A 25453-nucleotide genomic window follows, 5' to 3' on the forward strand; every position below is an offset into this window, starting at 1 on the left:
TTTACCCTACTTCGTCAGTTGTTGGAATATCTTTTCGAGTGAGTTCTCTTCGTGGCGGAGACCTACGAGCGGCCAGTTGCGCTCAGCGGCTACCCGGAATAAAGTAGACCGGATGTCAGTGTCTTTGCGGGAGACGATGCGGTAAGTCGCGCCCTCGGCCAGTGTCGCGCTCAGCACACCCGGCACTTGTTCCAAGGCCTCGACAGGTATAGGCTGCTCAAATTCAACCAATGTTGTTTTCTCGTTTCGCCCGCCCGCCTGCAGACTCGCCACGTCACTGTCAGCTACCAGTTTGCCTCGGTTGATAATCACAACACGGTCGCAAATGGCTGTAACTTCCTGCATGATGTGTGTGGAGAAGATCACGGTTTTGTCCTGTCCGATGCGTTTGATAAGTGATCGGATCTCTACTATCTGGTTTGGGTCAAGACCTGTAGTAGGCTCGTCGAGAATCAGTACCTGTGGGTCGTGCACCAAGGCCTGTGCCAATCCTACGCGCTGCCGGTAGCCTTTGGAGAGTGCTCCGATCTTTTTTCCTTGCTCTAACGTGAGGCCGCACAGCTCCACCATTTCCTGTACCCGAGCCTTAGCATGTCGGCCTTTCAGTCCGTAGATGGAAGCTACAAAGGCAAGGTACTCATGCACGTACATGTCCAAGTAAAGCGGGTTGTGTTCGGGCAGGTAGCCCACATGACGGCGTACGGCTATCGGGTCCTGCACCACATCGTAACCAGCTACCAATACGGTACCGGCGCTGGGAGGCAGATAACAGGTCGCGATCTTCATGGTCGTGGACTTGCCGGCGCCGTTAGGCCCCAGAAAACCTAAGATCTGCCCCTGTGATACCGAAAAAGAGATATCGTCGACGGCACGCTGTGACCCGAATATTTTAGTAAGGTTCTTTACTTCAACTGACATTTGTTGTAATGAATAGCGCTTGCAAAGCTACAAAAGCTGTTCCACATTATGGCTATACCTGTTTCCGGCCTTTTGGCATAAGCGGACGCACCTCAATGTCCACATGGTGGTAGTTCGGGTGCGATTCGAGGCAATGCACAATGGTGGAGGCGATGTCCTCCGGGCGCATCATGTTCTCGTTCACGGTTACGCTGTCGATGTTGTCGAAAAAGTTGGTCTGAACCGAACCCGGATAGATGCAGGTTACTTTCACGCCATAGTCGCGCACCTCTTTGTAAAGCGAATGGGATATGCCACGCACCGCATGTTTGGTGGCGCAGTAGGCCGACATTTCTTCTATACCTGTAGTACCGGCGATGGAGGAAATATTGATGATGTGCCCCTCGCCCATCTCCTTCATACCCGGCACCACCAGACGGGTGCAGTAGAAGAGACCGTTTACATTGGTATCAAACATCAGGTGCCAGTCTTCCAGACTTTGGTCCTCTAGCTTGGCGGAGCGGCCCAAGCCGGCATTATTTACCAGCACAGCAATGTGACCGCCAAAGTGCTCCAGGGTCTGCTTATAGGCCATCTGCACGGAGTCGGCTCTGCGCACATCACACTCCATAAATTCAAAGTTCTCATGCTGCACCTCCGGGGCGGTACGGCCCCATCCTGCAACTTTCATACCCTGCGCTAATAACGATTCAACCGTTGCCAGTCCTATACCTCGGCTCACGCCGGTTACCACTGCTATTTTGTTATCAAGTTTCATGGTACTTATCTGCTTTGGTAGGTAATGCTTGTTTTGTGTTAAAGGAATATGTTCGAACTTATATAGTTCATTCTCTGCAAAATCCCTAGTTGCTAATGCGCATATACATGACAGGGCTATACCTGTCTACCATCGCGTAGCTATTTTCAGAGCCTCCAGAGAAAGAATATTATAACCTAAACAATAAACCTAGGCGGGCGGCCCGCAAAAACAACTCCGGGTTATTACCGTCCCACTCTGACTTATAATTTGTAAGGCCGTGTGCGTAGCTCGCCGATAGACCAATATGTCCACGGTATAGCGTCAGTCCTATTCTTGGGCGGAAATCTGTTCGAGGTTTGCTGAAGTCATACGCTGTCTCATAAGACGAGCCATCCTCTAAGGTAGCTTCTCCTTCGCTCTGCATTTTACGGCCAAAGCCCACATCAGTGCCTACCGTCAGGTCCAAATCAAAGGAGCCTTTCAGCAAACGCCAGCCTAGGTAGGGCTGAAACTGGAAAAAATCAGCTTTCATAGTTGATTCTCCATCAGCATCCTGCTCTGTAGGCACCGCATTCCCATCGGCAACGTAGGCTTTGTTAATGTTAACCATGCTGCGCAGCTGCTCTGCACCTGCTTGTGCCCCCAAAATAAAACCGCTCTCCCCTACGCGTTGCAGTTGCAAAGAGGCACCAAAGGTCGGTCTTGGTTTACTTCCGAATGGGTTATGGGTATAAAAAGAAGTAGGTCCCGCGTCAGCTACTGTAATCGCACTTGTTTCTGAGGCCGATTCACCCGCAAATACCGATGCTCCCGCATTTAATTGTAGGCCAAACTCCACTTTCTGTCCAAACGACAACGTTGCACTACCTAGGGCAAGCAAAAGCAGATATACTTTTTTCATATAATTTTATTTTATTGATTTTCTTTATCAACCCACTCTCCGCACTTTATACCTTTTCAAATCTAGATGTCCCCCAACTGCGGTCGGATCAATATCTCCTCCACCACACTGTTTGGTGACATAATGTATGCCCCATAAATCGCCATGGCCACGTCTTCGGATCGCATGAAGCGCTCTGGCGGCAGGTCCACGCCCTCCCAGCTGGCTGTAAGGGTCGCGCCGGGCAGGATGGCCGTCACACGCACGTTGTGGGTTTTCATCTCTTCGCGCAGCACTTTGGTCATCCCATAGAGGGCGAATTTGGAAATGCAGTAAGAGCCGCCGTTGGTATAGGGTGTGATGCTGGCGGTGGAGCACATGTTGAAGATGTGGCCGCTTTTGCGCTTCATCATGTCCGGTAAAATGGCTTTGGTGAGGTAATAGGCGCTGTAGAGATTGGTGTTGATCATGAATGGAAGCGCGTTATCGTCCTCTTCGTGAATCATGCCCGGTATAAAGAGTCCGCTGTTGTTAACTAGCACCTCCACTTTCACCTGTAGACCGTTTACATACTTGATGAAGTTCTTAAGTGAGCCCATATCGCTCAGGTCAGCTTCCTGGTAGAATACTTTAGAGAAGGTATAGCGTTCTTCAATCTCTAGTTTTAACTTCTTAAGGTCTTTTTCGTTTCGGGAACAGGTAATGATGTGGAATCCCTCTTTTGCGAATTGTTCGATCACGGCCCGTCCGATGCCTTTCGTGCCCCCTGTCACCAGAATGTATCGTTGCATGCTTTCTATCTAGATATAAAATATTACGTTTTCAAATTTTAACCGTAATATAGGCATTTAAACAGTATTTTTGTTCTGAATCACGTTTAATACCTTGGTTTAACTCTCAAAGCCCTTATGCTACAATCCCTTGGGAAATACCTGCTCTTCATGTCGACCTTATTCATCCGAAAGGAATCAGGGCGTATCTTGTTTAACAGGACTATTGATGAAGCTATCCTGATCGGCATCAACTCTATTATAATCGTTGCGATCGTTTCGACCTTTATAGGAGCTGTAACCTGTGTGCAGGTCGCTTATAACCTCGACAATGCGTTTATCCCGCGTTCAACCATTGGTTTTATGGTGCGCGAGATGACCATTCTAGAGTTGGCACCTACCATTACCTCTATCGTGCTTGCAGGCAAAGTAGGCTCCAGTATTGCGGGCGGTCTCGGCACAATGCAAATTACAGAGCAGGTGGACGCACTGGAAGTAATGGGTATCAACTCTGCTTCTTATCTAGTGCTCCCTAAAGTAGTTGCGGCCATACTCGTATTCCCAATGTTGGTAATTCTGGCTATGTTTTTATCCATACTCGGCGGATATGTTGCCGGTACGCTGTCGGGTGAGGTTACTGCGCAAGAGTATATCACAGGTATACGGGATCAATTCATTCCCTATAACATTACTTTTGCCCTTATCAAATCGGTAGTTTTTGCCTTTCTGATCTCCTCTATCTCATCTTTCCGCGGATATTATACCACTGGTGGAGCTCTAGAGGTAGGGGCTGCTAGTACGGCTGCCGTAACCAACAGCGTAATCGCCATCCTGATCGGTGATTTCGTGCTAGCCTACTTACTACTTTAAGTTGTCCACAATTTATACCTGTGGCCAAAATCCATGAACGAAAATGATTGAAATACATAACATACATAAAGCCTTTGGCGACAAAAAAGTATTGGACGGCGTTAGCGGTGTCTTTGAGACGGGCAAAACCAATCTCCTGCTTGGCGCTAGTGGCACCGGAAAGAGCGTGCTGCTCAAATGCATTGTAGGCCTTATTAAGCCCGACCTAGGCAGCGTAACCTTCGATGGCACTTACTTCACCAACAACAAGCTCGATATTCGACAGGAGATACGTCGCAAGATCGGCATGCTTTTCCAAAGCTCCGCCCTATTCGACTCTATGACGGTGGAAAAGAACGTGGAGTTCCCACTTAAGATGCTCACTGACATGAACAAAGAGGAACGAATGGAGCGCGTGAACTTCTGTCTGAAGCGCGTAGGATTGGAAGGATCGAATAAGAAAATGCCTGCTGAACTAAGCGGTGGTATGAAAAAGCGTGTAGGTATAGCCCGCGCCATTGCCCCGCACTGTACCTACCTATTCTGCGATGAGCCCAACTCCGGCCTTGACCCACAAACCGCGCTTAAGATTGACGAATTGATTAAAGAGATCACCGAGGAATACAACATTACGACCATCATCGTAACGCATGATATGAACTCCGTGATTGAAATCGGCGACAAGATTTTTTTCCTGCACGAAGGTAAAAAGCTCTGGGAAGGCACCCGCGATGAGATCATGGATAGCAACATCAAAGAACTCAATGAATTTATTTTCGCCAACCGTCTGATGCGCGATGCCAAGAAAGTGGAAGAAGAGGAGCGCGAAGAAGAGGAAGAGCGTCAGCACAATGGACAGCTATCAGCTTCACAGGGCAAAGAAAAGGCTCCTTCTGAAGAAACGGTGGAAACGCAGGATGAACCACAGCCCGAGAACCCAGAGGGTCCTGCCGCTACTACCCAGACTGGGAAAGACAAGGTATAAGTACAGGTATAGCTATACCTACAAGGCACAAAAAAGGCTCCCGCTAGATCGTAGCGGGAGCCTTTTTTTGGGTATGGATTCTATTTAGAAGTTCAATCCGAAAAGCATACCGGCCACCGTGGCCGTCATCATACAGGCCAGTGAGGCACCCAATAAGGCGATAAAGCCAAGTTTTGAAAGCTGTCCCTGTTGGTTTGGCGCCATGCTACCGATACCGCCGATCTGGATGGCGATGGAGCTGAAGTTAGAGAAGCCCGCCAGCGCGTAGGTTGACATGACTAAAGCTTTCGGACCAAGGGTGCCAGCTTCTTTCATATTAGCCAAATCGAGGTAAGCCACAAACTCGTTGATAGCGGTTTTCTGCCCGAGCAAACTGCCAACCTGCAGGGTATCGGCCCACGGCACTCCCATGATAAAGGCAAAAATACGGAAAATCTGACCGAGAATATACTGCAGGGAGAAACCATTGAACTGACCGTTTGTGCTAGCTACTACCATTTCATTCAGCCCGGTCCAAACACCGATCATGTCCGTCAGGATATAGTTCACGAGAGCGATAACAGCGATAAATGCTAGCAACATACCGCCCACGTTAGCGGCAAGGCGCAAGCCATCGCCAGCTCCTCTTGAGAGCGCATCGATCAGGTTCACACCCAGTTGCTCTTCGTTCACTTCCAGTTTGTTGGATATCTCTTCGTGCTCAGTTTCGGGTACCAGTATTTTGGCGAGTACTATACCTGCAGGGGCGTTCATGATTGAGGCTGTGAGTAAGTGCGCGGCGAAAATCGCTTTCTGCGCTGGGTCTGTACCGCCCAAGAACGATACGTAGGCTGCCAATACTCCTCCGGCCAGCGTTGCCATACCGCCTGTCATCAAGCACATCAGTTCCGAGCGCGTCATGCGGGCAATGAAAGGACGCACAAGCAATGGCGCTTCCGTCTGACCCAAAAATATGTTGCCAGCGGCAGACAAGCTCTCAGGACCTGACAGGCGCATCACCTTCGACATAACCCATGCAATGCCAAATACGATCTTCTGGAGCACACCGAGGTAATACAGACCAGCCGACACCGTGGAGAAGAAGATGATCGTGGGGAGAACAGAGAAGGCGAAAATAAATCCCAGTCCGCTGTTTTTAGAAGGGTCAGCCAGATTGCCAAAGAGAAACTGTGCGCCCGCCTGCGAGAAATCCAGAAACGTAACGAAGCCTTCACTCACGTAGGCAAAGCCTTTTGCCACCACAGGCACCTGCGTCACAAGCACGCCAAAAAGAATCTGTAGGCAAAGACCGTAGCCGACGAGTCTCCAATCTATGTTTTTACGACTTTTGGAAAATACAAAGGCAATGGCAATAATGGCTAGTAGGCCAAGAAGCCCTCTGAAAATATCGAACATGCTGTGGGACAAAATTTGGCCAAAAGTAAGCCGAATATCTGTTAAAACAAAAAGTCCTGCACCATATAGGCACAGGACTTTTAAAGTATAGCGTATGTTATGCTAGTTTCGCTTGTTCAACTCGTCACGGATCTTGGCAGCGCGCTCGTAGTCCTCTTTTTCGAGGGCTTCGTTGAGCATTTTGTTCAGGTCGTCTACCGATGTCTGGTTGAGCGGTTCTTTGGAACTTGAGGCTGTCGTCGAAGAACTGCTTTTGACAGCCATTTCTTCGTTTTCGTCCTCCTCCTCTTCCAGATCGCTCAAGATAATGCCAGCCTCCGACAGTACACTTTCCACCGTGTAGATAGGCACCCCAAATCGCAGACCGATCGCGATGGCATCGGACGGACGCGCATCCAGCTCGAACTCCTTCTCTCCGTCGGTGCACATGATCTTGGAATAGAACACGCCCTCCTTCAGGTCTGAGATCAGGATCTCGGTGATGTTCACGCTCATCTGCTCAGCAAAGGTCTTGAATAGATCGTGCGTGAGCGGACGGTTTGGGTTAATTTTTTCTATCTGTATGGCAATGGACTGCGCCTCGAACATACCGATGATGATCGGCAGCCTGCGGTTTCCATCACGCTCACCCAACACCAGTGCAAACGATCCTGTCTGTGACTGGCTGGAGGAGAGCCCGAGTATCTCTAGCTGTATTTTTTTCACAATTAAGCTCTTCTTAAGTCTATTTGTCTAAAGCTTTAGCAGCTTCTATCAATTTAGGAAGCACCTCCAGCGCATCGCCAACTATGCCATAATCAGCGGCTTTGAAGAACGGCGCTTCCGGATCCTTATTAATAACGACAATCACTTTAGAAGAGTTAACCCCCGCCAAGTGCTGAATGGCACCAGAGATGCCAGCAGCGATGTATAGGTTAGGGCTTACGGTGATACCAGTCTGGCCTACGTGCTCGTGGTGTGGGCGCCAGCCGATGTCAGACACAGGCTTGGAACAGGCCGTTGCCGCACCCAGTTCTTTTGCTAGTCCTTCGATCAAATGCCAGTTTTCAGGACCTTTCATACCGCGACCGCCAGATACCACGATCTCAGCTTCTGGCAGCAATACGCCACCACCTGTGTCCTGCATCACCGTCTCTTTCGGAGCGGCAGCAAAATCAGACTCTGCCAGATCAGCTGAAAGCTTCTCAACTGTTGCGGTTGAGCCTCCGTTGCTGATGATATCGGTGCTGTTCTTCTTTACGGCTATGATCTTCACATCGGAAGTAAGGTTTACGTCCGCAAACGCCTTGCCTGAGAACACACCGCGAGTAACGGTAAAGTTGCCACCGTCGATCTTAGGAAGCTCCGTTACGTTGGTTGCCAGTGAGCCGTTCAGACGAACAGCCAGCTTAGAACCCACGGCCGCACCGATGTTGGAATTGGAGAACACCAGTACTTTGGCGCTCTCCTGCTGTGCCGCTGTCGCGATTACTTTTACATAAGCATCGGCTACGAATTGCTTCAGGCGGTCATCGGCATCGTACAACACTTTGCTGATACCCTGCTCGCCCAGTTTGGCGAGTGCCTCTTCGTGTACTTCGCCGATGGCTACCGCTGTGGCAGATGTACCCATGGCTTGTGCTACTTGGCTGCCGTATGATGCTGCCTCCAAAGAGGATTTTTTGATCTCTCCGTTCAGACCTTCTACAAATACTAATACAGACATATTACAGTACTTTAGCTTCGTTTCTCAATAGTTTAATCAATTCGCCGGCGTTGTCCGCGTCAATCAGCTTCACGCCGCTCTTTTTCTCGGGCTTGCTGTAGTTCACGTACTCCGACTTGGCTTCGCCGCCTGCTGCTTCCACCACTTTCAATGGCTTGGTGCGGGCAGTCATGATGCCGCGCATGTTCGGGATGCGGGGCTCGCACATCGGCTGCTGGGCGCTGGCTACGAAAGGCAGTTTTACCTCTACCACTTCTTTGCCACCTTCGATCTCACGCTCCAGACGAGCCGTGCTATCATCTACCATGTCCAGTTTGAAGGCTGGCGTTACAGATGGGATGCCCATCATCTCGCCCACCATGTTGTGTACTTGGAAGCCGTTGTAGTCGATGGACTCCTTGCCCATCAAAATCATATCGTAACCTCCCTCTTTGGCGATGGCAGTAATCTGCTGCGCCACGAAGAAAGCGTCTTTCGGGTGTGCGTTCACGCGGATGGCATCGTCGGCGCCAATGGCCAGTGCCTTGCGGATGTTCGGCTCAGCGTCGGCTTCGCCCACGTTCAGCACGGTTACGCTGCCGCCTTTCGCCTCTTTCAGCTCAATGGCGCGGGTCAGGGCGTACTCATCCCAAGGGTTGATCACGTACTGCACCCCGTTCTTGTCGAACTCTTTGTTATCTCCAGTAAAGTTGATCTTGGATGTAGTATCCGGAACGTTACTGATGCAAACTAATATTTTCATGATTAGAAATGTTAGCTTATTTAAAATTAGATTTGTGCGAAGTTAGTTAAAATATAGCCAAATGGAAATGTCTCAAAATAGATTGCTGCAACTCTTCCAATTCTACAAAGAAGACCCAAATGACCCGTTTACCATTTATGCCATTGCGACCGAGCTTCGTATCTCCGAGCCGCAAAAAGCGATGGAATATTATGAGAAACTCTTGTCGGAGCATGAACGCTACGTAGGCACCTACTACCATGCCGCCAGCCTGTACGCAGAACTTGGGCAACCTGATAAAGCTGAGCAAACCTACAAAAAAGGGATGCTGATCAGCCGTCAGGAAGGCAACATGCACGCATTTGCCGAGCTACAGCAGGCCTACAACAAGTTTGCGGGCCTTGACTACGAAGACGAATAGCACCTTCTGCGCTATAGATCAAAAATAGTATGCATGCAGCATATCTGCAAGTATAAAACAGGCTTTTATGCCGAAATGTTTTCTAATGGCTTCTGTAGCGTACTTGATATAGCGCCCGAAGGTTTACGATAGCAAAAAGAAAAGCCACCTCCTTTGCAGGTTTGGTGGCTTTTCATGTTTATACCTTCATGGGCTACGATAAACTTACTACCAGATCGTCAGTGTTCACCAGTGAACCTTCCGATAAGTGCAGGTTTGCAATCTTGGTGGCCTCCGAAGCGGTGATGGTTGTTTCCATTTTCATGGCCTCGATCACAAACAGTGGGGTGTTCTTTTTCACCTCCTGATCTTTCTCTACCAGTATCTTCGAGAGCAAGCCCTGTAGCGGCGCCCCAATGTGTTTAGGGTTGCCTTTATCTACTTTCTGGTGCTGCACGCGCTCCACTTTCACGGACTTGTCGCGCACTTCGATGTTTCGCGTCTGTCCATTGAGTTTGAAGAACACGGTGCGCATACCGTCCTCGTCCACGTGGCCCAGCGACTGGTATTTGATCACGATGGACTTACCGCGCGCAATGTCGATGATGGCCTCTTCGCCTTGTTGCATGCCATAGAAGAACAGACGCGTTGGGATTTTGGAGACGTTGCCGTACTGTTCGTAGTGCTTGTGGTAAGCTTCGTATACCTTCGGGTATAGCTGGTACGACAGGAAGTCGGTATACTTGGTATGCTCCCCGAACTTCTTCTGAAACTCCCGGAACTCCTGATCCAGATTGATCGGTTCGAGGTGCTCGTTCGGACGTCCGTCGTAAGGCTGTTCGTCTTTGAGCACGATAGCCTGCAGCTTTTTCGGGAAACCTCCCGCCGGCTGACCCAAGTCACCGCGGAACAGCGACTGGACCGATTCCGGGAAAGAGATCTGGTCGCCGCGCTCGAGCACATCCACCGTGGTCAGGCCATTGGAGACAAGGTATAGCGCCATATCGCCCACTACTTTGGAGCTTGGCGTTACCTTCACCAAGTCGCCAAACAGCTGGTTCACTTCAGCATAGGTTTCCTTTATTTCCTGCCACTTGTCGCCCAAACCGAGCGCATTGGCCTGCGGCCGCAGGTTGGAGTACTGACCGCCCGGTATTTCGTGGTGGTATACCTCGGCCGTACCGGCCTTCAAACCAGACTCAAACGGATAGTAGTACTCACGCACCGTCTCCCAGTAATTGGAGTGGCGGTTGAGGCTCTTCTGGTCGAACTCGCGGTGCCGCTCCTGAAAGCGCATGGCCTCCACCATACTGTTAAAGTTCGGCTGTGACGTAAGGCCCGACATGGAACCCAAGGCCACATCCACTACATCTACTCCTGCCTCAATGGCTTTGAGGTAAGTGGCGGACTGTATCCCTGATGTATCGTGGGTATGCAAGTGGATTGGCAGCTTTACGGTATCTCGGAGCGCTTCTACCAGCACCTGCGCGGCGTATGGCTTGAGCAAACCGGCCATGTCTTTGATGGCCAGTATGTGCGCCCCTGCCTCTTCGAGTTGTCTGCCCAGTTGCAGGTAGTACTCTAAATTATACTTGGTCTTTTTCGGGTTGAGGATGTCGCCGGTATAGCAAATCGTGCCTTCGGCCAGACCGCCGGTGCGCTTTCGCACGAAGTTGATGCAAGGCTCCATGCTCTTCATCCAGTTGAGCGAGTCGAAGATGCGGAAAATATCCACCCCAGTCTCCCACGACTTCTCTACAAACGACTCGATCAAGTTATCCGGATAAGCCTTATACCCTACCCCGTTAGAGCCGCGGATCAGCATTTGCAACAAGATATTTGGCACAGCTTCCCGGATCTCAGCTAGTCGGCGCCAAGGGTCTTCGTGTAGGAAGCGCAGGCACACGTCGAAGGTCGCGCCGCCCCATACCTCCATGCTAAAGGTTTGCGGATGATCTTTGGCATAGGCCTCGGCTATTTTGAGCATGTCGAAAGAGCGCATGCGGGTAGCCAGCAAGGACTGGTGCCCATCGCGGAATGTAGTGTCGGTGTAGTGGATTTGCTTATCGTTGCGCAGCCACTTTGAGAACTCCTCTGGACCAAGTTCTGTCAGGAGGTCTTTGGTGCCGCGCTCGTATGGTTTGTTCAGATTAAAGCCTGTAAAATCCGGCTTGGAAAGCACCTTATCTGGATCAGGTTTCTTCACATCCGGGTGCCCGTTCACGATCACATCGGCCAAAAAGCTGAGTAGTTTGGTTGCGCGGTCCTTGCTCTTGCGGAACACAAACAGCTCGGAGTGGTTTTTCACAAAGTCCACGGTCGCATCACCAGAAACAAACACAGGGTGCGTGATGATGTTTTGCAGGAACTGGATGTTTTGCTTCACACCCCGGATTCGGAACTCGTCCAAGGTACGCGACATTTTCATGGCGGCGTGGCGCAAGGTCGGAGCCTGCGCGGACACTTTCACCAGCAGCGAATCGAAGAACGGGCTGATCTTGGCGCCTTGGTACACACTGCCTTGGTCGAGACGGATACCGAAACCACCCGCACTGCGGTAGGCGATGATGGTGCCGTAGTCTGGCTTGAAATCGTTCTCTGGGTCTTCAGTCGTGATGCGGCACTGGATGGCCACACCGTTTGCCCGCACCGTGTGCTGCGGACCGAGCAATACCTCTTCGTGATCCAAGGTATAGCCGTCGGCGATGAAGATCTGCGTTTTGATCAAATCTATACCTGTGATCATCTCCGTCACGGTGTGCTCCACCTGAATACGTGGATTCACCTCGATGAAGTAGATGTTATTGTTATGCGGCTCCACCAAAAACTCCACCGTGCCCACGTTATTGTAGTTCACAGCCTTACAGATGCGGATGGCATAGTCGTAGAGTTGGTGGCGGGTTTCTTCGTTTAGGCTAATGGCCGGGGCTACCTCCACCACTTTCTGGAAGCGGCGCTGCACGGAACAGTCGCGCTCAAACAGGTGGGTGATGTTGCCGTAATTGTCTGCTACGATCTGCACCTCGATGTGCTTCGGATTCTCGACATACTTTTCCAAGAAGAGCGTGTCATCACCAAATGCTTTCAAGGCTTCATTTTTCGCCTCAAAAAAGCCTTTCTCAAGTTGATCATCGTCCCGGATTACGCGCATGCCGCGTCCGCCGCCGCCGGCAGCTGCCTTTAGCATCAGCGGATAGCCAATGCGGTGCGCCTCTTCCAAGGCGGTGTCGTAGGTGTTCAGGTCGAGATCGTTGCTCTGGATGATGGGCACTTCGCAGCTCACGGCCACTTTTTTGGCTGAAACCTTGTCGCCCAATGAGCCCATTACCTCCGGTCTTGGACCGATGAAGATGATGCCGTTCTCGGCGCACTTGCGGGAGAAATGCTGGTTTTCGGACAGGAAGCCGTATCCCGGGTGGATGGCGTCTACCCCATTTTCTTTGGCGATTTTGATGATCGCGTCGATGTCGAGATAGGGCTGCAGCGGCTGGTTGTCTTTGCCGATCTGGTAGGCCTCATCGGCTTTGTAGCGGTGCAGGGAGTAGCGGTCTTCGTAGGTATAGATAGCCACCGTCTGAATGTTGAGCTCCGTACAAGCCCTGAGCACACGGATGGCAATTTCGCCGCGGTTAGCGACAAGTACTTTTTTGATTTTCATGAGTGGTGAGATGTAGGGTATAGGTGCACTATATGTTTATCTGTTAAGGGCGAAAAGAGCACATCGATGCGCCACAGGTATAAAGCAATGTGATTCTATAGATATAGTTGAATGACAGACGGGAAATGAAGCTGCCTGCCTCCTTTAAAACACCCCTTAATACAGGCTTTTTCAGGATAAGGTTATATTACAATTTAGCTACTAATCCAAGCCTTATACCTTACTAAATATCAAACACTTACAAGACACTCTCCTTAATAATCCAATGCCTCCTGAACAAAGCGGAAATCTGCCAGTTGTTACAGCACGATTCAGGTATAGAAAATGATGCGATTTAAGGAAAAAAATATTTTAATCATTGGCGGCACATCCGGCATAGGCTTGGCCATTGCTAGACAGTTGCAAGCAGAAGGAGCGCACGTGACCGTAGCATCCCGAAAAACCTCTGAAGCGATAGAGGAGCTAGGTATAGCCCATCTGGAACTGGACGTGCTAGCTTTTGACCCGGCTTTTATCAAAGACCTGCCCAACGAACTGCACGGCTTGGTCTATTGCCCGGGCAGCATCCGGCTTCGGCCTTTTGAGCGCATGAGTACGGAAGACTTCCGGCAGGAGTACGAACTCAATGTGCTAGGCGCGATACAAAGTATCAAAGCCGTGTTGCCTCTTCTTAAGAAGCCGGATAGTGCGAGCATTGTGCTCTTCAGCACGGTGGCTGCTCGTTTGGGCATGCCTTATCATGCGTCCATCGCCTCCAGCAAGGCAGCCCTCGAGGGACTGGCTGTCTCCTTGGCAGCTGAATTCGCCAGCGCAGGTATACGGGTCAACGCCATTGCACCCTCCCTTACCGACACTCCTCTCTCGCAATCTCTTTTGAGTACGCCGGAAAAGGTCGAGGCCGCTGGTAAGCGCCATCCGCTCGGCCGTGTGGGGCAGCCCGAAGACATCGCCAAGGCTGCCGCCTACCTCCTCAGCGATGAGGCGGGTTGGGTCACAGGACAGGTGCTTCATTTGGATGGCGGCATGAGCACCTTGCGGATACTGTAAAAAAACAGCGCCACTGCTTAGCAATGGCGCTGACAATAATAAACAACCTAAACTTTAATGTAATCTGTAAATCAATTACTTTAGATAATATGCTTTAATGCTTGCGATGCCCCGGCTCGTAGATCAATCGTAAAAAGGTGCTCATGCGTTCCCGTTCTTTTGTAACCGGTATGCCTGTCACAATGCCGATCATCAGCCCCTCGTTTATCACCAGTCGCATCTGCGGACGTAGCACCATGTCCATGTGGCCACTTTGCATTTCCTTATTCACCTCGAGACCGACAAAGTTGCGGCTGTTCGGGATCATATAATGGGCACTTGTGTTGATCTCATAGCTGGTCTCGAGTCCGCTGTGGCCGAAGTGGTTGAACAGCCGCGGACCGGTATAGATCAGGGAGTGGAAATTACTGCCCCACTTCTTGGCTGCCACTAAAAAGGGATTAAAAAGAATCCCTTGAAACACATCATCCCGCCGGATACGGTCCAGATCCATCAGTTCGAACTCGGTGATGCCCCCTAAAGCCATGGAGGTTTTAAAGCGATCGTTCACCAGAAAGGTATACTGCGCCGCCAGTTTCAGTGACTCGATGCGGTCTGAAGGACGGTTTACTTCCGGTCGACGGTCTTTGCTGTTGGTTGTGTAAACCGACACCGGCACTTCGATCTCTAAACCCAGCCTGTCAATCGGCGCCCATTCGTACTCCACCAGAAACTCGTAGCGGTCGTAGCTAAGATTGTCGGTCATGCCTGCCCCGATATTCCACTCTTTCTCGTCTTTGTGCGCGCCCAAATCCCGAATCAGGTCAATGTACAGGGGCTCAGCGTGATCTAGCTTCAGTGGTCTTTTGGGTTGGTGCTGGGTAGTGTCAGGTATAGCAGTCTCCTGTGCCATGGCCGTGGTGGAGATGGCTGCGAATAAAGCAAAAGAGATAAAAGTTCGTTTCATAAAGGGTATTTTGAATGGCACGAAGGTAGAGCGGCCCTGTTAAAAGAGAATTAAAAGGGAATTAAATCTTAATTAAATCTGAAGCGAACACAGCAAAGAAGCTTTGCATTTCGGGCGGTTGCGTATCTTTGGCCTAATGTACCGCTACCTGCTCCTCTTCTGGCTTTGCGTGCTGCTCCTGCTCCAACCTTTGCAGGGCATGGCTGCCGCTTCGGACTCGACGGCCACGGCTGTGAACAAGGACAGGCTGCTCTTGCTCGGCACCGGCTTTGCGGTTGGTTACACGGCCCTACTGGTTTCCTTGAACAAGGCATGGTACAAAGATCAGGAGCAAACCAGTTTCCACTTCTTCAACGACAACCGGCAATGGAAGCAAATGGACAAGGCTGGTCACTTCTGGGGGGCCTTCCACCAAAGCCGGGCAGGTATAGACTTGCTGCGCTGGGCCGGTGTCCCTGATAAAAAAGCTATTTTGTATGGTGGCCTGACGGGCATTATCCTGCAAACGCCTATCGAGATCTTCGATGGTTTTCAGGCGGACTACGGCGCTTCGGTTGGCGACGCGATTGCCAACACGGTAGGATCAGCCGCAGTTGTGGCGCAGGAACTGGCTTGGCGGGAGGTGCGGATCATGCCCAAATACTCTTTCCGGACGACCCGCTACGCTGCGGAACGTCCTAATGTGCTGGGCAGCACGCTGCCAGAGCAAATGCTCAAGGATTACAATGGCCAAACCTATTGGCTCTCCGTCAATGTGGGAGATTTCTTGAAAGAAGAAAGCAAATACCCCAAATGGCTGAGTATAGCGGTAGGCTACGGTGCCGAGGGTGTGGTATACAACGACCCCGAACTGAACAAAGCCCGGGGTTTCAATGCGCGTCGTCAGTTCTACCTCAGCCCCGACCTCAACCTGATGCACTTCAAAGGGCGCAGCAAAGCGCTCAACACTACGCTATACCTCCTCAGCATCATCAAGATTCCCGCGCCGGCGCTGGAGTACAACCGCACCGATGGACTGCGCTTCCATCCGGTATACTTCTAAATCGGCACGATTAATCCGCCGCACAAATCGTATCTTTGTGTAAAGTCAATTTGTACTTGTATAATCAAGGTATAGCAAATAGCCCTATACCTTGGCACGGGCCCCATGCCTGTGACCACCGAACAACCATTAACGGATAACGAACAACGAATATATGAACGTAGGAGATCGCGTGCGCCTGATGTCGGGCCGGGAAGAAGGCATCATCACTCGCATACTGGATAATAACATCGTGGAAGTCGCTATCGACAACGACTTCACTATACCTGTTTCTAGAAGAGAGATCGTGCTGATCGCGCCGGAAGAAGCCAAGGCTTTTCGAAATACTGAGCCGGAGGGATACTCAAAACCAACGGCCCGCAAGGAGCCATCGGCGCCTGTGCTAGCTGAGAAAGGCATCTACCTCGCCATGGTGCACCAGTCGGAAGAGTTGCTGGCCGCCACCGTTGTGAACAACACGGACTACGACGTGCTGTTTACCTCTGGAGAAGAGCGCAATAACCAATACCGTGGTTTGCAAAACGATAAACTGGCTCCAAAGGCGAGTCGTGTCGTAAGTCACTACCACATGAAGGACTTTGAGAAATGGCCGACGCTGATCGTGCAGTTTCTGCAGCATCGCAATGGCAGCCCGGGTCTATTTGAGCCGGTGACCAAGAAGGTGCAGTTCCGTGCCAACTCTTTCTATAAGAGCAAAAAAACCGCGCCGGTATTAAATAAAGAGGCCTACCTTTTCCAGCTCGACACCAAACCCGTTGCCGTCGATACCGACAAGATAAAGGAACAGCTTTCCGAAAAGCCTACTACACAGGAAAACAACAAGGTACAGGCACCGGAGCACGAAGTGGATCTCCACATAGAGAAGTTGGTGGAGGACTACAGCGACATGAGTAACACCGCCATGCTGAAGCTACAACTAGAGCGATTCCAAGATGCATTGGATCGCGCCATGGCCGCCAACATGCACGAGATCATATTCATACACGGCACAGGCAACGGCGTGCTCCGCAAAGAGATCCAGAAGATCCTGAGTCGTACCCCCGGCATCCGCTTCTTCGAAGACGCCAAGAAAGAGAAGTTCGGGTATGGCGCGACCTTGGTGAGACTTAGATAGCAATTTGACAGTTAACAATAATCAGTTATCAGTGAATTGGAGACCAGAATTATTTATTTGGGATTCTTGTTTACTGATTACTGCTAACTGTGTACTGTTTCTTACCTTTGCAGATATAGAAAGCTTAACAGCAAGCCGTCTTATCGCCGCTCCGCATGGAGGGGAGGAAAGTCCGGGCAACGTAGAGCATCCTACTTCCTAACGGGAAGGGGCCTTCCGGGAGACGGGAAGGCTACAGCCAGTGCCACAGAAAATAACCGCCACGGCCTTGGCCGCGGTAAGGGTGAAAAGGTGCGGTAAGAGCGCACCAGCGGCTGGGTGAACAGTCCGGCTGGGTAAACCTTAGGAGTTGAAAGACCAAATAGGCTGACAGCGCCTCGCTTCGGCGGGGCTAAGGGCTGCTCGTCCGATGTCAGTGGGTAGGTCGATGGAGCCTGTGCGCGAGTGCAGGCCTAGATAAATGATAAGACGTTGGGTTTCGGCCCAGCGACAGAACCCGGCTTATAGGCTTGCTGTTAAACTTTTCTGCTTACTTCTCTTCAAAGCTTCATTTCATCTTTTCTTAATTTATCTTTCTGCATAATATACTTTTCTGTTGCTGTTCTGCTTCGCAGTGGCTTTCTACCTATATCTTGACCTATATCGTCTTCTAGCTTCGCCTGTGCGGAGGGTACTCACTTTTTTCTCCCGAATCTAGTTCGGGATCTAGAAAGTTTCCCTTCGGAGGGGTCAGGAGGAGGAAAATCGTGCACAATTATCCTGATTCTAATAGGATATACCTCCATGGCATCCTAGACACTCAAGGTCTAAAAGACAAGCGAAGTTTTACACTCCCCTCCGACATGATCAATCCTGTACATCCGTGGGGGTAGTGGCCCTCTTCTTAATCCTGTAAATCCTGATTCAGATAAGCACTTCTTCGTATCTTTGCACCCTCAAACGACACGATCATGACTGAGTTGAAACTATACGACCCGTTCCCAAAAATGCAGTTTAGCGACAAGCACTGCTTTCTGTGCGGGGCACATACGGAACCCGAAAACCGAACACCTGTGTTTGCGTCGTGGCTACAGGACAGGTATAACCTGCGCGGCAAGGAACTACTTATGCTCGATAAGAGTGTCAGCACTTATGGTGAGCTCACCATACCCTGCTGCGACGATTGCCATACCCAGCACCTCATTCCGCTGGAAGAAGAGATAGCTGCGGCTGCAGACCAAGGTATAGCCGGATGGCAGGCCTTGGAGCCTAAAAAGCTTTTTCAATGGATTGGCAAAATGTACTACGGCATACTTATCACCGAACTCATCAAAGAGGCCGATCCGCTCATTATGCCACAGAACCCGGTGAGCGAAAACCCGAAAATGCTGGGCAAGTTCCGCGAGTTCTTCAAGGTGCTGCAGTCGATTCGGGTGCCCATGGAGTTTTCTGATTTTCTGCCATGCTCATTGTTCATGTTGGAGGTGAGTCCAACGGAAGATGAGCTGCCCTTCGAGTATCAGGATGAGCTGACGACTATGGCATTTAGCATTAAACTTGGGCCGGTCGTGCTCGTTTGCACCCTGCTGGACAATGGCATTATCGGGAAGGCCCTTGGTAAGTTCTACCGCCTCACGCAAGGGCAGCAACTACACCCGATTCAGGTGGCTGAGTTCAAGGCGCGGGTGTTTTACGCCGCTTATATTTTTAATGTTATACCAGAGTATTTTGAGCGCTCGCTCAAGCCTGAAGACACGCGGATCACCCTCGATACTATTATAGACGATGTAACGAGCGAGATCTTCAATCCTTGGGAGATGAGCGCTTATGCCCACATGCTGGAAGAGATGCTCAAGCCATGGGATATCCGCGAAAAAGAGATACTGGTTGACCCCAGCAAGCCAATTAGCTTTCTGCTGGATGACCAGAACAACTTTCAACCGATGGAGCGTTACCAGAAACTTAATTAAACAGGAAGGCCCGCTATACCTAGGTACAGTGGGCCTTCCTGACTTCAATACCTTATAAATTACTGTTCAATTACAAAACTAACATTTACATTAGAGGTCACCGTCACCTGACCGCCTGCAATGGAAGGGCCACCACCGCCCTGCGCCATTTCCATATCCATGGCAACTTTGGCATAATCCATGCGTGGTGAAATGATGGGTGTGTGCTCACTAATGGAATATACCTTACCTACTTTCGCGCCTAGCTCGTTGGTGAGCGCATTAGCCTTTTGCTTGGCATCAGCCACAGCTCTTTTACGGGCCTCCACTTGGTGCTTCTCAATGTTAGATACCCGAAAAGCGATGTCATCAATACGGTTCACACCGTTCTCATAAAGACCGGAAAGTAGCGCATCAAACTTGTCTAGTTTTTTGATCACAACGGTCATAGTTTTTTGCGCCATGTAAAAATCAGGTTCCGCCTTGCCAAACTGGTTGCTGGAGTAAATGGGCTGTAGATTGACATATGAAGTTTGAATATCTTTGGCATCTACGCCCTGCTTGCGCAAGTAGGCAATAATGGCCGCCGCTTTGCTATCGGTTTGCTTACGGGCCTGTTCCAGTGTTTTCTCGCGCATCTCTACGCCTAAACTAATCACTACTTCGTCAGGCGGAAGTTTAACCTCCCCTATTCCGTTTACACTGATGAGCGGTGGTAGAACTTGTTGTTGGGCCTGTACCTGCAGCAAGCCTGCCACCATTACAAACAGGGCGATAAAGGATAGCTTTTTCATAGTTTTTAACTCTTTAAAGGATTGGTTACCTAATTTGTAAATATAGCACCATACTATATAACGGTCAATCACAAATGTTATACCACAAATCGCCAGAACCGAACAAGCCTCTTCGCCATTATGGCGAAGAGGCTTGTAAGTAATGCTAATACTAAAGAATTAACCTTCGAAGTCGAAATCCTGATCGGCTACATACTTGGCTACCAGAACAGCACCCAGCGTTACGGCTCCCGCAGTCAGGATAAGTTGTGTAGTGCTCATGCGGCGGGCACCCTGCAATACCAATTTTCCCACATCGTGCATCAACTCAGGCAGCTTATCGTGCTTACCTTGAAATATGTGCATCGCCGACTCAACGGTTTTAGACATATCGTGTGGCTTCATCAATTTCAGGGCGCTTGGCTCCCCTGACTGCTTCTTGCTTTGGCTTTGTCCGCCGTTGCCGGCATTCTGGTTGCCCTTGTTATCGTTTTCCATAGTTGTATTTTCAGTTTCGGTTATGTATAAAATCAAGTGATTTTCTTATACGGCATTATCGGCTTCAGGATATGGCTTAGGCTTCAGAACGACCACCATAGCGAGAAATCATCTCGCTGATGCGCTGCACAAGGCTATCGGAATTAATCATCATGCTGGCGGGGAAGCCCACTGACAGATCGCTGATCTCGAGTGATTTTGCTTCAGGGTTATAGTTGTAGTTGGCTTGCACGCCTTTCTCACTGGTGCGGCCGCTATCGCCTTGCAAACTCATACCATACGTTTGAAGTTTGCTTTTCAGTTCGTTGTATGCTTCGGGCGTTACGCCGGTATAAAATGCTCTTTTAGACATAGTGTTTATTTCTTTTTTGGATGATAGGTATAACGGCGCAAGATAGCATGAAGTTTATAAAAGCCCGTTAGATGGTTGGCTTGTGATCATTTTTAAAGAATCAGGCATAAATCGAAGCAAAATTTCGATAAATTATTTTGCACGATAAAAATGGGCTTGTATATTTGCACCCGCAATACAGTAGCACGGTCCGTTCGTCTAGGGGTTAGGACTCCAGATTTTCATTCTGGCAACAGGGGTTCGATTCCCCTACGGACTACTCGAAAGCCTCTCAGTTAACATTGAGAGGCTTTTTTTATGCACTTCGGACACTAACGCTGCTTCTCCCCTATCGCTGAACTCCAAGAAGCCCCGCTGATCATGCTACTGAAATAGATCATAAGTCAGACTTTGGTAGATCCTGAAACTCTACCCAGATAGGGTGCACATGTAAAACAATTTGTATAGCATTGAGCTCTTCCTCCATGGAGCAAGTCTTTCACAGCAATGTAAAATTTGTACTAATCAGTCCACTATGCTTTTTTTAACCAGTCTGCTCGTATCCTCTTGCAGAAAAATAGGAACCCTTTACAGTGTCTATTAGTAGCTTACTTAATCCATAAAATTTTGCCATATCTAGATGAAAAGAAGATCCCTCTTACGGCTTTTCTCAATGCCTCCCCTCACTCGGCAATGCTAAGACTAAATTCCTAAGAGTTGGATTATTCATCTAGTATTACGATTGAATAAGTAGCTAAACGTTGTACCGAATGCATTGTAATTTTGCCAACCATCAAATGTTTTTTTGCTCACCATTCTGTAGTAAAGAGTGACGTCAAGTTGAGATTTTATTGTTTTGGAGATTCCGACTGTATACCAATTCTGATTCAAAGTATGGGTGTGAAATACATAGAACCACTCATAGGAAAGATAGGGAGTAAAGTTGCAGTCATAAATTGAAACCAATTTCTTAATCTCAAATCTTTGCCGCCATCTCCAATATTCAATTTCTTTAAAAATTCTGTATTCAAATCTTGGATTGGTGCTGCATCCCCATCCATGTTTTAAATCCAAGCTTATTCTAGGTATGATTTCAATGCGGTTTTCCGTGTGCCACTCTTTCTCTTTTTCCCGCTCGTACAGGTAGTTCACTTTAATTCTGAAGTAGTCATTAAAGGTATACTGTAACGCAAATCCGTAATTGTGCAGGGCAAATGTGCCTATATTATCTGTTACTCTTTGTTCCCAGGTAAAACCTAGCGTTGCAGCGGATGAAATAGGATACTTAATTTCAACCTCATCCCAATACTGCCAGGTATTCTGCGCGCTCGCCACTATTGACAGAACAGAAAAAGAAATAAAGAGAATAATCTTAAATAAGACCCCTTGTGTGCTTTTGGTTAGATACATTACTTGCCCCTGTTAAAGCGCATCTAATGTATTATACCTTTCTATCCTTTTTATGGCCGTATTATTTAGCGCGCGTGCTCCTTCTGCATGTTGTACCAATCTAATTTCCAATGATAAGTGATTCTTACTATTTAATTGGCGGGAGAAGCTTATAGACAGGAAACGTGAAGTTTTAAAAGTTGCTAATAATTTATAGATGTACTGCCACAGTTTTCATATTCCTGTGGATAATGGACGAGAATTCGCACCACCTTCGATCTACTTGATAGCCTTTCAGTTAACACTGAGAGGCTTTTATGCTCTTCGAATACTAATCGAGTGGTAAAGAAGCCTTTTCCCTACGGCTTAGCTTGAAGAAGTCAATGATATTATAGAAACTCTTGTTCAAATCACCGGCAAGTCTAACCCCCCATCTGACTTTGCTTATTTGTCAGTCCTAACATATATGAAAAAGCTTAGTGGCTTTAAATCTTTATTGCCTCGTTTTTTTATCTCACCTACTCATCTTTCATGGAACGGCAAAAGAACCTATAGGCACACCAATTGCTCATAAACCATCCTGAATTTCAATACTTGGCCGCTTCTTGTGACGGATATCAAAGGACAAGACACTTAAAAAGACAACTAACGTAATTGAATAAGTCTATTCATACTTAACTGACTTAATCTAGTTAGAATTGCTCGTAAAAGACCGCTTAATTCCCTACCTTTTGTTTACACCTATGCATAATCCCAATCCTTCGGTGCTTAATCAAACGAAGATCCAGATCTTCCTACGCTTCCTTAAGTTTGGATTTCTGGCGTGGGGTGGCCCGGTGGCCCAGATTGCCATGCTTAAACAAGAATTAGTGGAGGAAGAAGAATGGATCACAAAGGAGCGGTTTAACCGGGCGCTTGCTGTCTATCAGGTATTGCCCGGACCGGAAGCCCACGAGTTATGCGTTTACTTTGGAATGGTAGCGGGCGGTAGACTGGGTGGCTTTCTGGCTGGTCTTGGTTTTATGCTTCCCGGATTTATCCTAATGCTTTTGCTCACATGGCTGTATGTTAGCATAGGCATTGGCTCCCCGCTGCTGCAGGCTGTTTTTCTGGGCTTCCAGGCTGCTGTGATCGCCCTGATCTTTGCGGCAGTTCATCGCATCGGTAAACACGCGCTTGTCGATTGGAAACTGCTGGTGATTGCAATAGCCGCTTTTATAGCCTATTTCTGCGGTGTCGGATTTTTCATCGTGCTTCCCCTGGCTGGTCTTGCCTATGTGTTCTGGATGAAGGGGAATCTACTGCTTGTGACGCTTTGTGGAGTAGTGCTGGCCATCGCCTGTGTCTTCTTGTTCAACCCTGAGATGCTTCAACTCCAGACCACCGCACCTGTTGACGCAGCTACTTCTACAGTAAGGGAACAGTCGCATTTGGCGGTTTTCTGGACAGGCTTAAAGGCAGGATTGCTGACCTTTGGCGGGGCCTATACCGTTATCCCATTCATCCAGCAGGATGCCGTAGTACAACAGGGCTGGTTAAGTAACAGGCAGTTTCTTGATGGCATCGCGCTGTCAGGTATACTTCCTGCACCCCTGATTATCTTTTCTACATTTGTGGGTTATTTCGGCGCAGGCTGGCCGGGTACCATTCTGATGACGTTTGCCATCTTTCTGCCAGCTTTCTCCTTCACGCTGTTAGGGCATAACATAGTTGAAAAGGTCATTTCAAACAAGGCACTGCATAGTTTCCTGGACGGCGTGACGGCCGGTGTGATAGGCCTGATTGCGATGACTGCGGTGCTGCTGTTCCGGTCTACCATCACGGATTGGTTCACAGCGCTTGTGTTTGCACTGTCCTTGTTGATATTGTACCGCATCAAGTCAAAGTTCACGGCCATTTTTGTGATTCTGGGAGCAGGATTGCTGGGCATGGTTTGGCACCTAATCCAGTAAGAGGCTATTTCCTCTATCAAATGAAGCCATTTGTAAGGGAAGAGAATCTTTTATTCCGACAATTCAACACTAATGATAGTGTCCTAAAAGCTAGTGTTTGGGATGATTCATTTCTTTGCCATGCTTACCAAGTTCCTCCAGCGCCGCCCGGAAGCCTTGCGCTAGCTTGATGGCTGGGCCGCTTCCGTAATAATGAAGAAATATAATTCGCGGGTCATCGCCGAGCATATGGTGATGCAGGGCCACCACTTCCATATTATGTTGGCGCAAGGCCTTGATCACCGGATTTACTTCCTGCTCCAGCATGGCTATATCGCCCGCAATGTGCGCCCTTTCTTGTTTGCCAGCAAAAGAAGCCCATGAGTTGAGGCCTATGGAGGGTGTCATTTCCGCTCCCATCGCCATAATGGTTAGATCATCTCTGCCCACTGTATACTTATAGGTAGGTCCATTTACCGTTCCGCTATACTTTACCACAGCATTTAAGGCTTGTATGTCAAAGTTTTCTTTGCCTGTGGGAGCTGCCGCTGTTGCGGGGGCAGTATTGCCGCTCTGTGCAGTTGGATTAGCAGCAGAGGTTTTAGGTTGATTCGCAGGTGCTAGCTTGCTTTGGCTGATGGTAGCAGCAAATTTTTTAGCCAGATCAGTGGGAGTGCCCATGCCATGCAGGTGCATGTAAAAGATCCGGGGCTCTTCGTAAAAGAAATGATTGTGAATTGCACTCACTTCCAACCCGTTCGCATGGGCTGCTGAAATCAAGGGATTCACTTCCTCCTGCAGCAACACGGTATCGCTCATGAGCATGGCCGTCTTACCATCTACTGTCTTCTTGATGGATACCCATCCTCCAAAGCCGAAAGCAATTGGCACAGATTCACCTTTGATCTTTACTTTTAAGTCATTACGGGGCAAGGGCGTGGTATGCGTCGCTTCAGCTTCTTTGTAGGTTCCCTTTTTCCCCATGGCAGTTTCGATCGCTGAAATCTCTGCTGTGGTTAAAGCAGGTGTGCTTCCTTTCTGAGGAGCTGCCAGCAGTTCAGGAAGACCTAAGACGGAAGCAGTTCCAAGCAAGGCCGTTACCTGTAATGCTTGCCTTCGGCTCATGTTGTTTTTCATACTGGTTTATACTTAAAAAAAGGAGAAAAGGTGATACAATATAAACTACTGCTATATCTAAATAAATATAACCACTTTAAACAGCCTTGTAGTTGCTACAGATCAGTCAATTATTCACATTTGAATGTATCAAATAAATCAGTAGCTTTTAGTAGCACAGCTAGTTTTCCTTAGTTCATGTAGCCGCTTTCTGATTAGGTCAACACTGTTGCCGTTTCCCACTTTCTTATGCAGGCTAAAGTCCATAGCAAGCGTTATGATCAACAGGCACTCAATGCTACTATTGAAAAGTCTCTA

22 protein-coding genes, 1 tRNA gene, 1 other RNA gene and 1 pseudogene are annotated in these 25453 nt (G+C 49.0%); 10 read left to right on the forward strand and 15 right to left on the reverse strand.

From position 1 onward, the window contains the following. Positions 1 to 6: 6 nt before the first annotated feature. From gldA to Q1A04_RS03295, 4 genes are all read right to left on the reverse strand, one after another. Entirely contained in the window at positions 7 to 918 is a 912-nt protein-coding gene (gene gldA, locus Q1A04_RS03280; protein WP_299701156.1) for a gliding motility-associated ABC transporter ATP-binding subunit GldA, read from the reverse strand. 52 nt (positions 919 to 970) lie between these two features. Beyond that, complete coding sequence (locus Q1A04_RS03285; RefSeq protein WP_299701159.1) at positions 971 to 1675, reverse strand: SDR family NAD(P)-dependent oxidoreductase; 705 nt, start codon at positions 1673 to 1675, stop codon at positions 971 to 973. A gap of 169 nt (positions 1676 to 1844) precedes the next feature. After that, positions 1845 to 2558: a hypothetical protein gene (locus tag Q1A04_RS03290; protein WP_299701162.1), complete on the reverse strand. Its 714-nt coding sequence runs from the start codon at positions 2556 to 2558 to the stop codon at positions 1845 to 1847. 62 nt (positions 2559 to 2620) lie between these two features. Beyond that, the gene (locus tag Q1A04_RS03295; RefSeq protein WP_299701165.1) at positions 2621 to 3328 is read right to left on the reverse strand and encodes an SDR family oxidoreductase; all 708 of its coding nucleotides are present in this window, start codon (positions 3326 to 3328) and stop codon (positions 2621 to 2623) included. A 117-nt stretch (positions 3329 to 3445) separates the two neighbouring features. Between Q1A04_RS03295 and Q1A04_RS03300 the strand changes: the two genes are divergently transcribed. Both Q1A04_RS03300 and Q1A04_RS03305 read left to right on the forward strand, forming a co-directional pair. Then, positions 3446 to 4177, forward strand: coding sequence for an ABC transporter permease (locus Q1A04_RS03300; protein ID WP_299701169.1), 732 nt, complete (start codon positions 3446 to 3448; stop codon positions 4175 to 4177). Positions 4178 to 4220: 43 nt separating this feature from the next. Then, a pseudogene (locus tag Q1A04_RS03305) lies at positions 4221 to 4967 on the forward strand (ATP-binding cassette domain-containing protein); the annotation flags it as partial. Between the two features lie 258 nt (positions 4968 to 5225). Here Q1A04_RS03305 and Q1A04_RS03310 read toward each other — a convergent pair. The 4 genes from Q1A04_RS03310 to Q1A04_RS03325 all read right to left on the reverse strand — a co-directional run bounded on the left by Q1A04_RS03310 (position 5226) and on the right by Q1A04_RS03325 (position 8983). After that, positions 5226 to 6536: a nucleoside transporter C-terminal domain-containing protein gene (locus Q1A04_RS03310; protein ID WP_299701171.1), complete on the reverse strand. Its 1311-nt coding sequence runs from the start codon at positions 6534 to 6536 to the stop codon at positions 5226 to 5228. Positions 6537 to 6638: 102 nt separating this feature from the next. Continuing rightward, complete coding sequence (locus tag Q1A04_RS03315; protein ID WP_299701174.1) at positions 6639 to 7241, reverse strand: bifunctional nuclease family protein; 603 nt, start codon at positions 7239 to 7241, stop codon at positions 6639 to 6641. A gap of 19 nt (positions 7242 to 7260) precedes the next feature. Then, positions 7261 to 8241 carry an electron transfer flavoprotein subunit alpha/FixB family protein gene (locus Q1A04_RS03320; RefSeq protein WP_299701176.1) on the reverse strand — a complete coding sequence of 327 codons (981 nt, stop codon included), beginning with the start codon at positions 8239 to 8241 and terminating at the stop codon, positions 7261 to 7263. Between the two features lies 1 nt (position 8242). Next, positions 8243 to 8983, reverse strand: a complete 741-nt coding sequence (locus Q1A04_RS03325; protein WP_220624146.1) for an electron transfer flavoprotein subunit beta/FixA family protein — start codon at positions 8981 to 8983, stop codon at positions 8243 to 8245. Between the two features lie 67 nt (positions 8984 to 9050). Here Q1A04_RS03325 and Q1A04_RS03330 point away from each other — a divergent pair, with 67 nt between their 5' ends. Then, positions 9051 to 9383: a tetratricopeptide repeat protein gene (locus Q1A04_RS03330; protein WP_299701184.1), complete on the forward strand. Its 333-nt coding sequence runs from the start codon at positions 9051 to 9053 to the stop codon at positions 9381 to 9383. A gap of 193 nt (positions 9384 to 9576) precedes the next feature. On the opposite strand, the gene Q1A04_RS03335 is transcribed toward Q1A04_RS03330, so the two are convergent. After that, on the reverse strand, positions 9577 to 13020 hold the full coding sequence (locus tag Q1A04_RS03335; RefSeq protein WP_299701187.1) for a pyruvate carboxylase: 3444 nt from the start codon (positions 13018 to 13020) through the stop codon (positions 9577 to 9579). A gap of 324 nt (positions 13021 to 13344) precedes the next feature. Between Q1A04_RS03335 and Q1A04_RS03340 the strand changes: the two genes are divergently transcribed. After that, entirely contained in the window at positions 13345 to 14067 is a 723-nt protein-coding gene (locus tag Q1A04_RS03340; RefSeq protein WP_366943772.1) for an SDR family oxidoreductase, read from the forward strand. Positions 14068 to 14161: 94 nt separating this feature from the next. Here the strand turns inward: Q1A04_RS03340 and Q1A04_RS03345 are convergent, their stop codons facing one another. Continuing rightward, positions 14162 to 15013 carry an HAEPLYID family protein gene (locus Q1A04_RS03345; protein ID WP_299701190.1) on the reverse strand — a complete coding sequence of 284 codons (852 nt, stop codon included), beginning with the start codon at positions 15011 to 15013 and terminating at the stop codon, positions 14162 to 14164. 136 nt (positions 15014 to 15149) lie between these two features. Here Q1A04_RS03345 and Q1A04_RS03350 point away from each other — a divergent pair, with 136 nt between their 5' ends. The 4 genes from Q1A04_RS03350 to Q1A04_RS03365 all read left to right on the forward strand — a co-directional run bounded on the left by Q1A04_RS03350 (position 15150) and on the right by Q1A04_RS03365 (position 19118). Then, positions 15150 to 16055 (forward strand): DUF2279 domain-containing protein, encoded by a 906-nt coding sequence (locus tag Q1A04_RS03350; RefSeq protein ID WP_299701193.1) that lies wholly within the window; start codon positions 15150 to 15152, stop codon positions 16053 to 16055. Positions 16056 to 16209: 154 nt separating this feature from the next. Next, the gene (locus tag Q1A04_RS03355; RefSeq protein WP_299701196.1) at positions 16210 to 17169 is read left to right on the forward strand and encodes a Smr/MutS family protein; all 960 of its coding nucleotides are present in this window, start codon (positions 16210 to 16212) and stop codon (positions 17167 to 17169) included. Positions 17170 to 17296: 127 nt separating this feature from the next. Continuing rightward, positions 17297 to 17689: RNase P RNA component class A (gene rnpB / locus Q1A04_RS03360), an RNA gene on the forward strand. Positions 17690 to 18119: 430 nt separating this feature from the next. Beyond that, on the forward strand, positions 18120 to 19118 hold the full coding sequence (locus Q1A04_RS03365) for a hypothetical protein (RefSeq protein WP_299701198.1): 999 nt from the start codon (positions 18120 to 18122) through the stop codon (positions 19116 to 19118). Between the two features lie 59 nt (positions 19119 to 19177). On the opposite strand, the gene Q1A04_RS03370 is transcribed toward Q1A04_RS03365, so the two are convergent. The 3 genes from Q1A04_RS03370 to Q1A04_RS03380 all read right to left on the reverse strand — a co-directional run bounded on the left by Q1A04_RS03370 (position 19178) and on the right by Q1A04_RS03380 (position 20720). Further along, the gene (locus Q1A04_RS03370; RefSeq protein ID WP_299701201.1) at positions 19178 to 19891 is read right to left on the reverse strand and encodes an SIMPL domain-containing protein; all 714 of its coding nucleotides are present in this window, start codon (positions 19889 to 19891) and stop codon (positions 19178 to 19180) included. A gap of 159 nt (positions 19892 to 20050) precedes the next feature. After that, positions 20051 to 20368: a hypothetical protein gene (locus Q1A04_RS03375; RefSeq protein ID WP_299701205.1), complete on the reverse strand. Its 318-nt coding sequence runs from the start codon at positions 20366 to 20368 to the stop codon at positions 20051 to 20053. Between the two features lie 76 nt (positions 20369 to 20444). Beyond that, positions 20445 to 20720: a hypothetical protein gene (locus Q1A04_RS03380; RefSeq protein WP_299701208.1), complete on the reverse strand. Its 276-nt coding sequence runs from the start codon at positions 20718 to 20720 to the stop codon at positions 20445 to 20447. A 187-nt stretch (positions 20721 to 20907) separates the two neighbouring features. Between Q1A04_RS03380 and Q1A04_RS03385 the strand changes: the two genes are divergently transcribed. Further along, positions 20908 to 20979, forward strand: a tRNA-Glu gene (locus tag Q1A04_RS03385). A 446-nt stretch (positions 20980 to 21425) separates the two neighbouring features. Here the strand turns inward: Q1A04_RS03385 and Q1A04_RS03390 are convergent. Beyond that, positions 21426 to 22109: a DUF2490 domain-containing protein gene (locus Q1A04_RS03390; RefSeq protein ID WP_299701211.1), complete on the reverse strand. Its 684-nt coding sequence runs from the start codon at positions 22107 to 22109 to the stop codon at positions 21426 to 21428. Between the two features lie 722 nt (positions 22110 to 22831). On the opposite strand from Q1A04_RS03390, the gene chrA reads away from it, so the two are divergent. Continuing rightward, positions 22832 to 24040, forward strand: coding sequence for a chromate efflux transporter (chrA, locus tag Q1A04_RS03395; RefSeq protein WP_299701214.1), 1209 nt, complete (start codon positions 22832 to 22834; stop codon positions 24038 to 24040). A gap of 90 nt (positions 24041 to 24130) precedes the next feature. Here chrA and Q1A04_RS03400 read toward each other — a convergent pair whose 3' ends face one another. Continuing rightward, positions 24131 to 25156: a DUF1259 domain-containing protein gene (locus Q1A04_RS03400; RefSeq protein ID WP_299701217.1), complete on the reverse strand. Its 1026-nt coding sequence runs from the start codon at positions 25154 to 25156 to the stop codon at positions 24131 to 24133. Positions 25157 to 25453 lie beyond the last annotated feature (297 nt).

It is taken from the genome of uncultured Pontibacter sp., from assembly GCF_947499215.1.
In the GTDB taxonomy this organism is placed as follows: domain Bacteria; phylum Bacteroidota; class Bacteroidia; order Cytophagales; family Hymenobacteraceae; genus Pontibacter.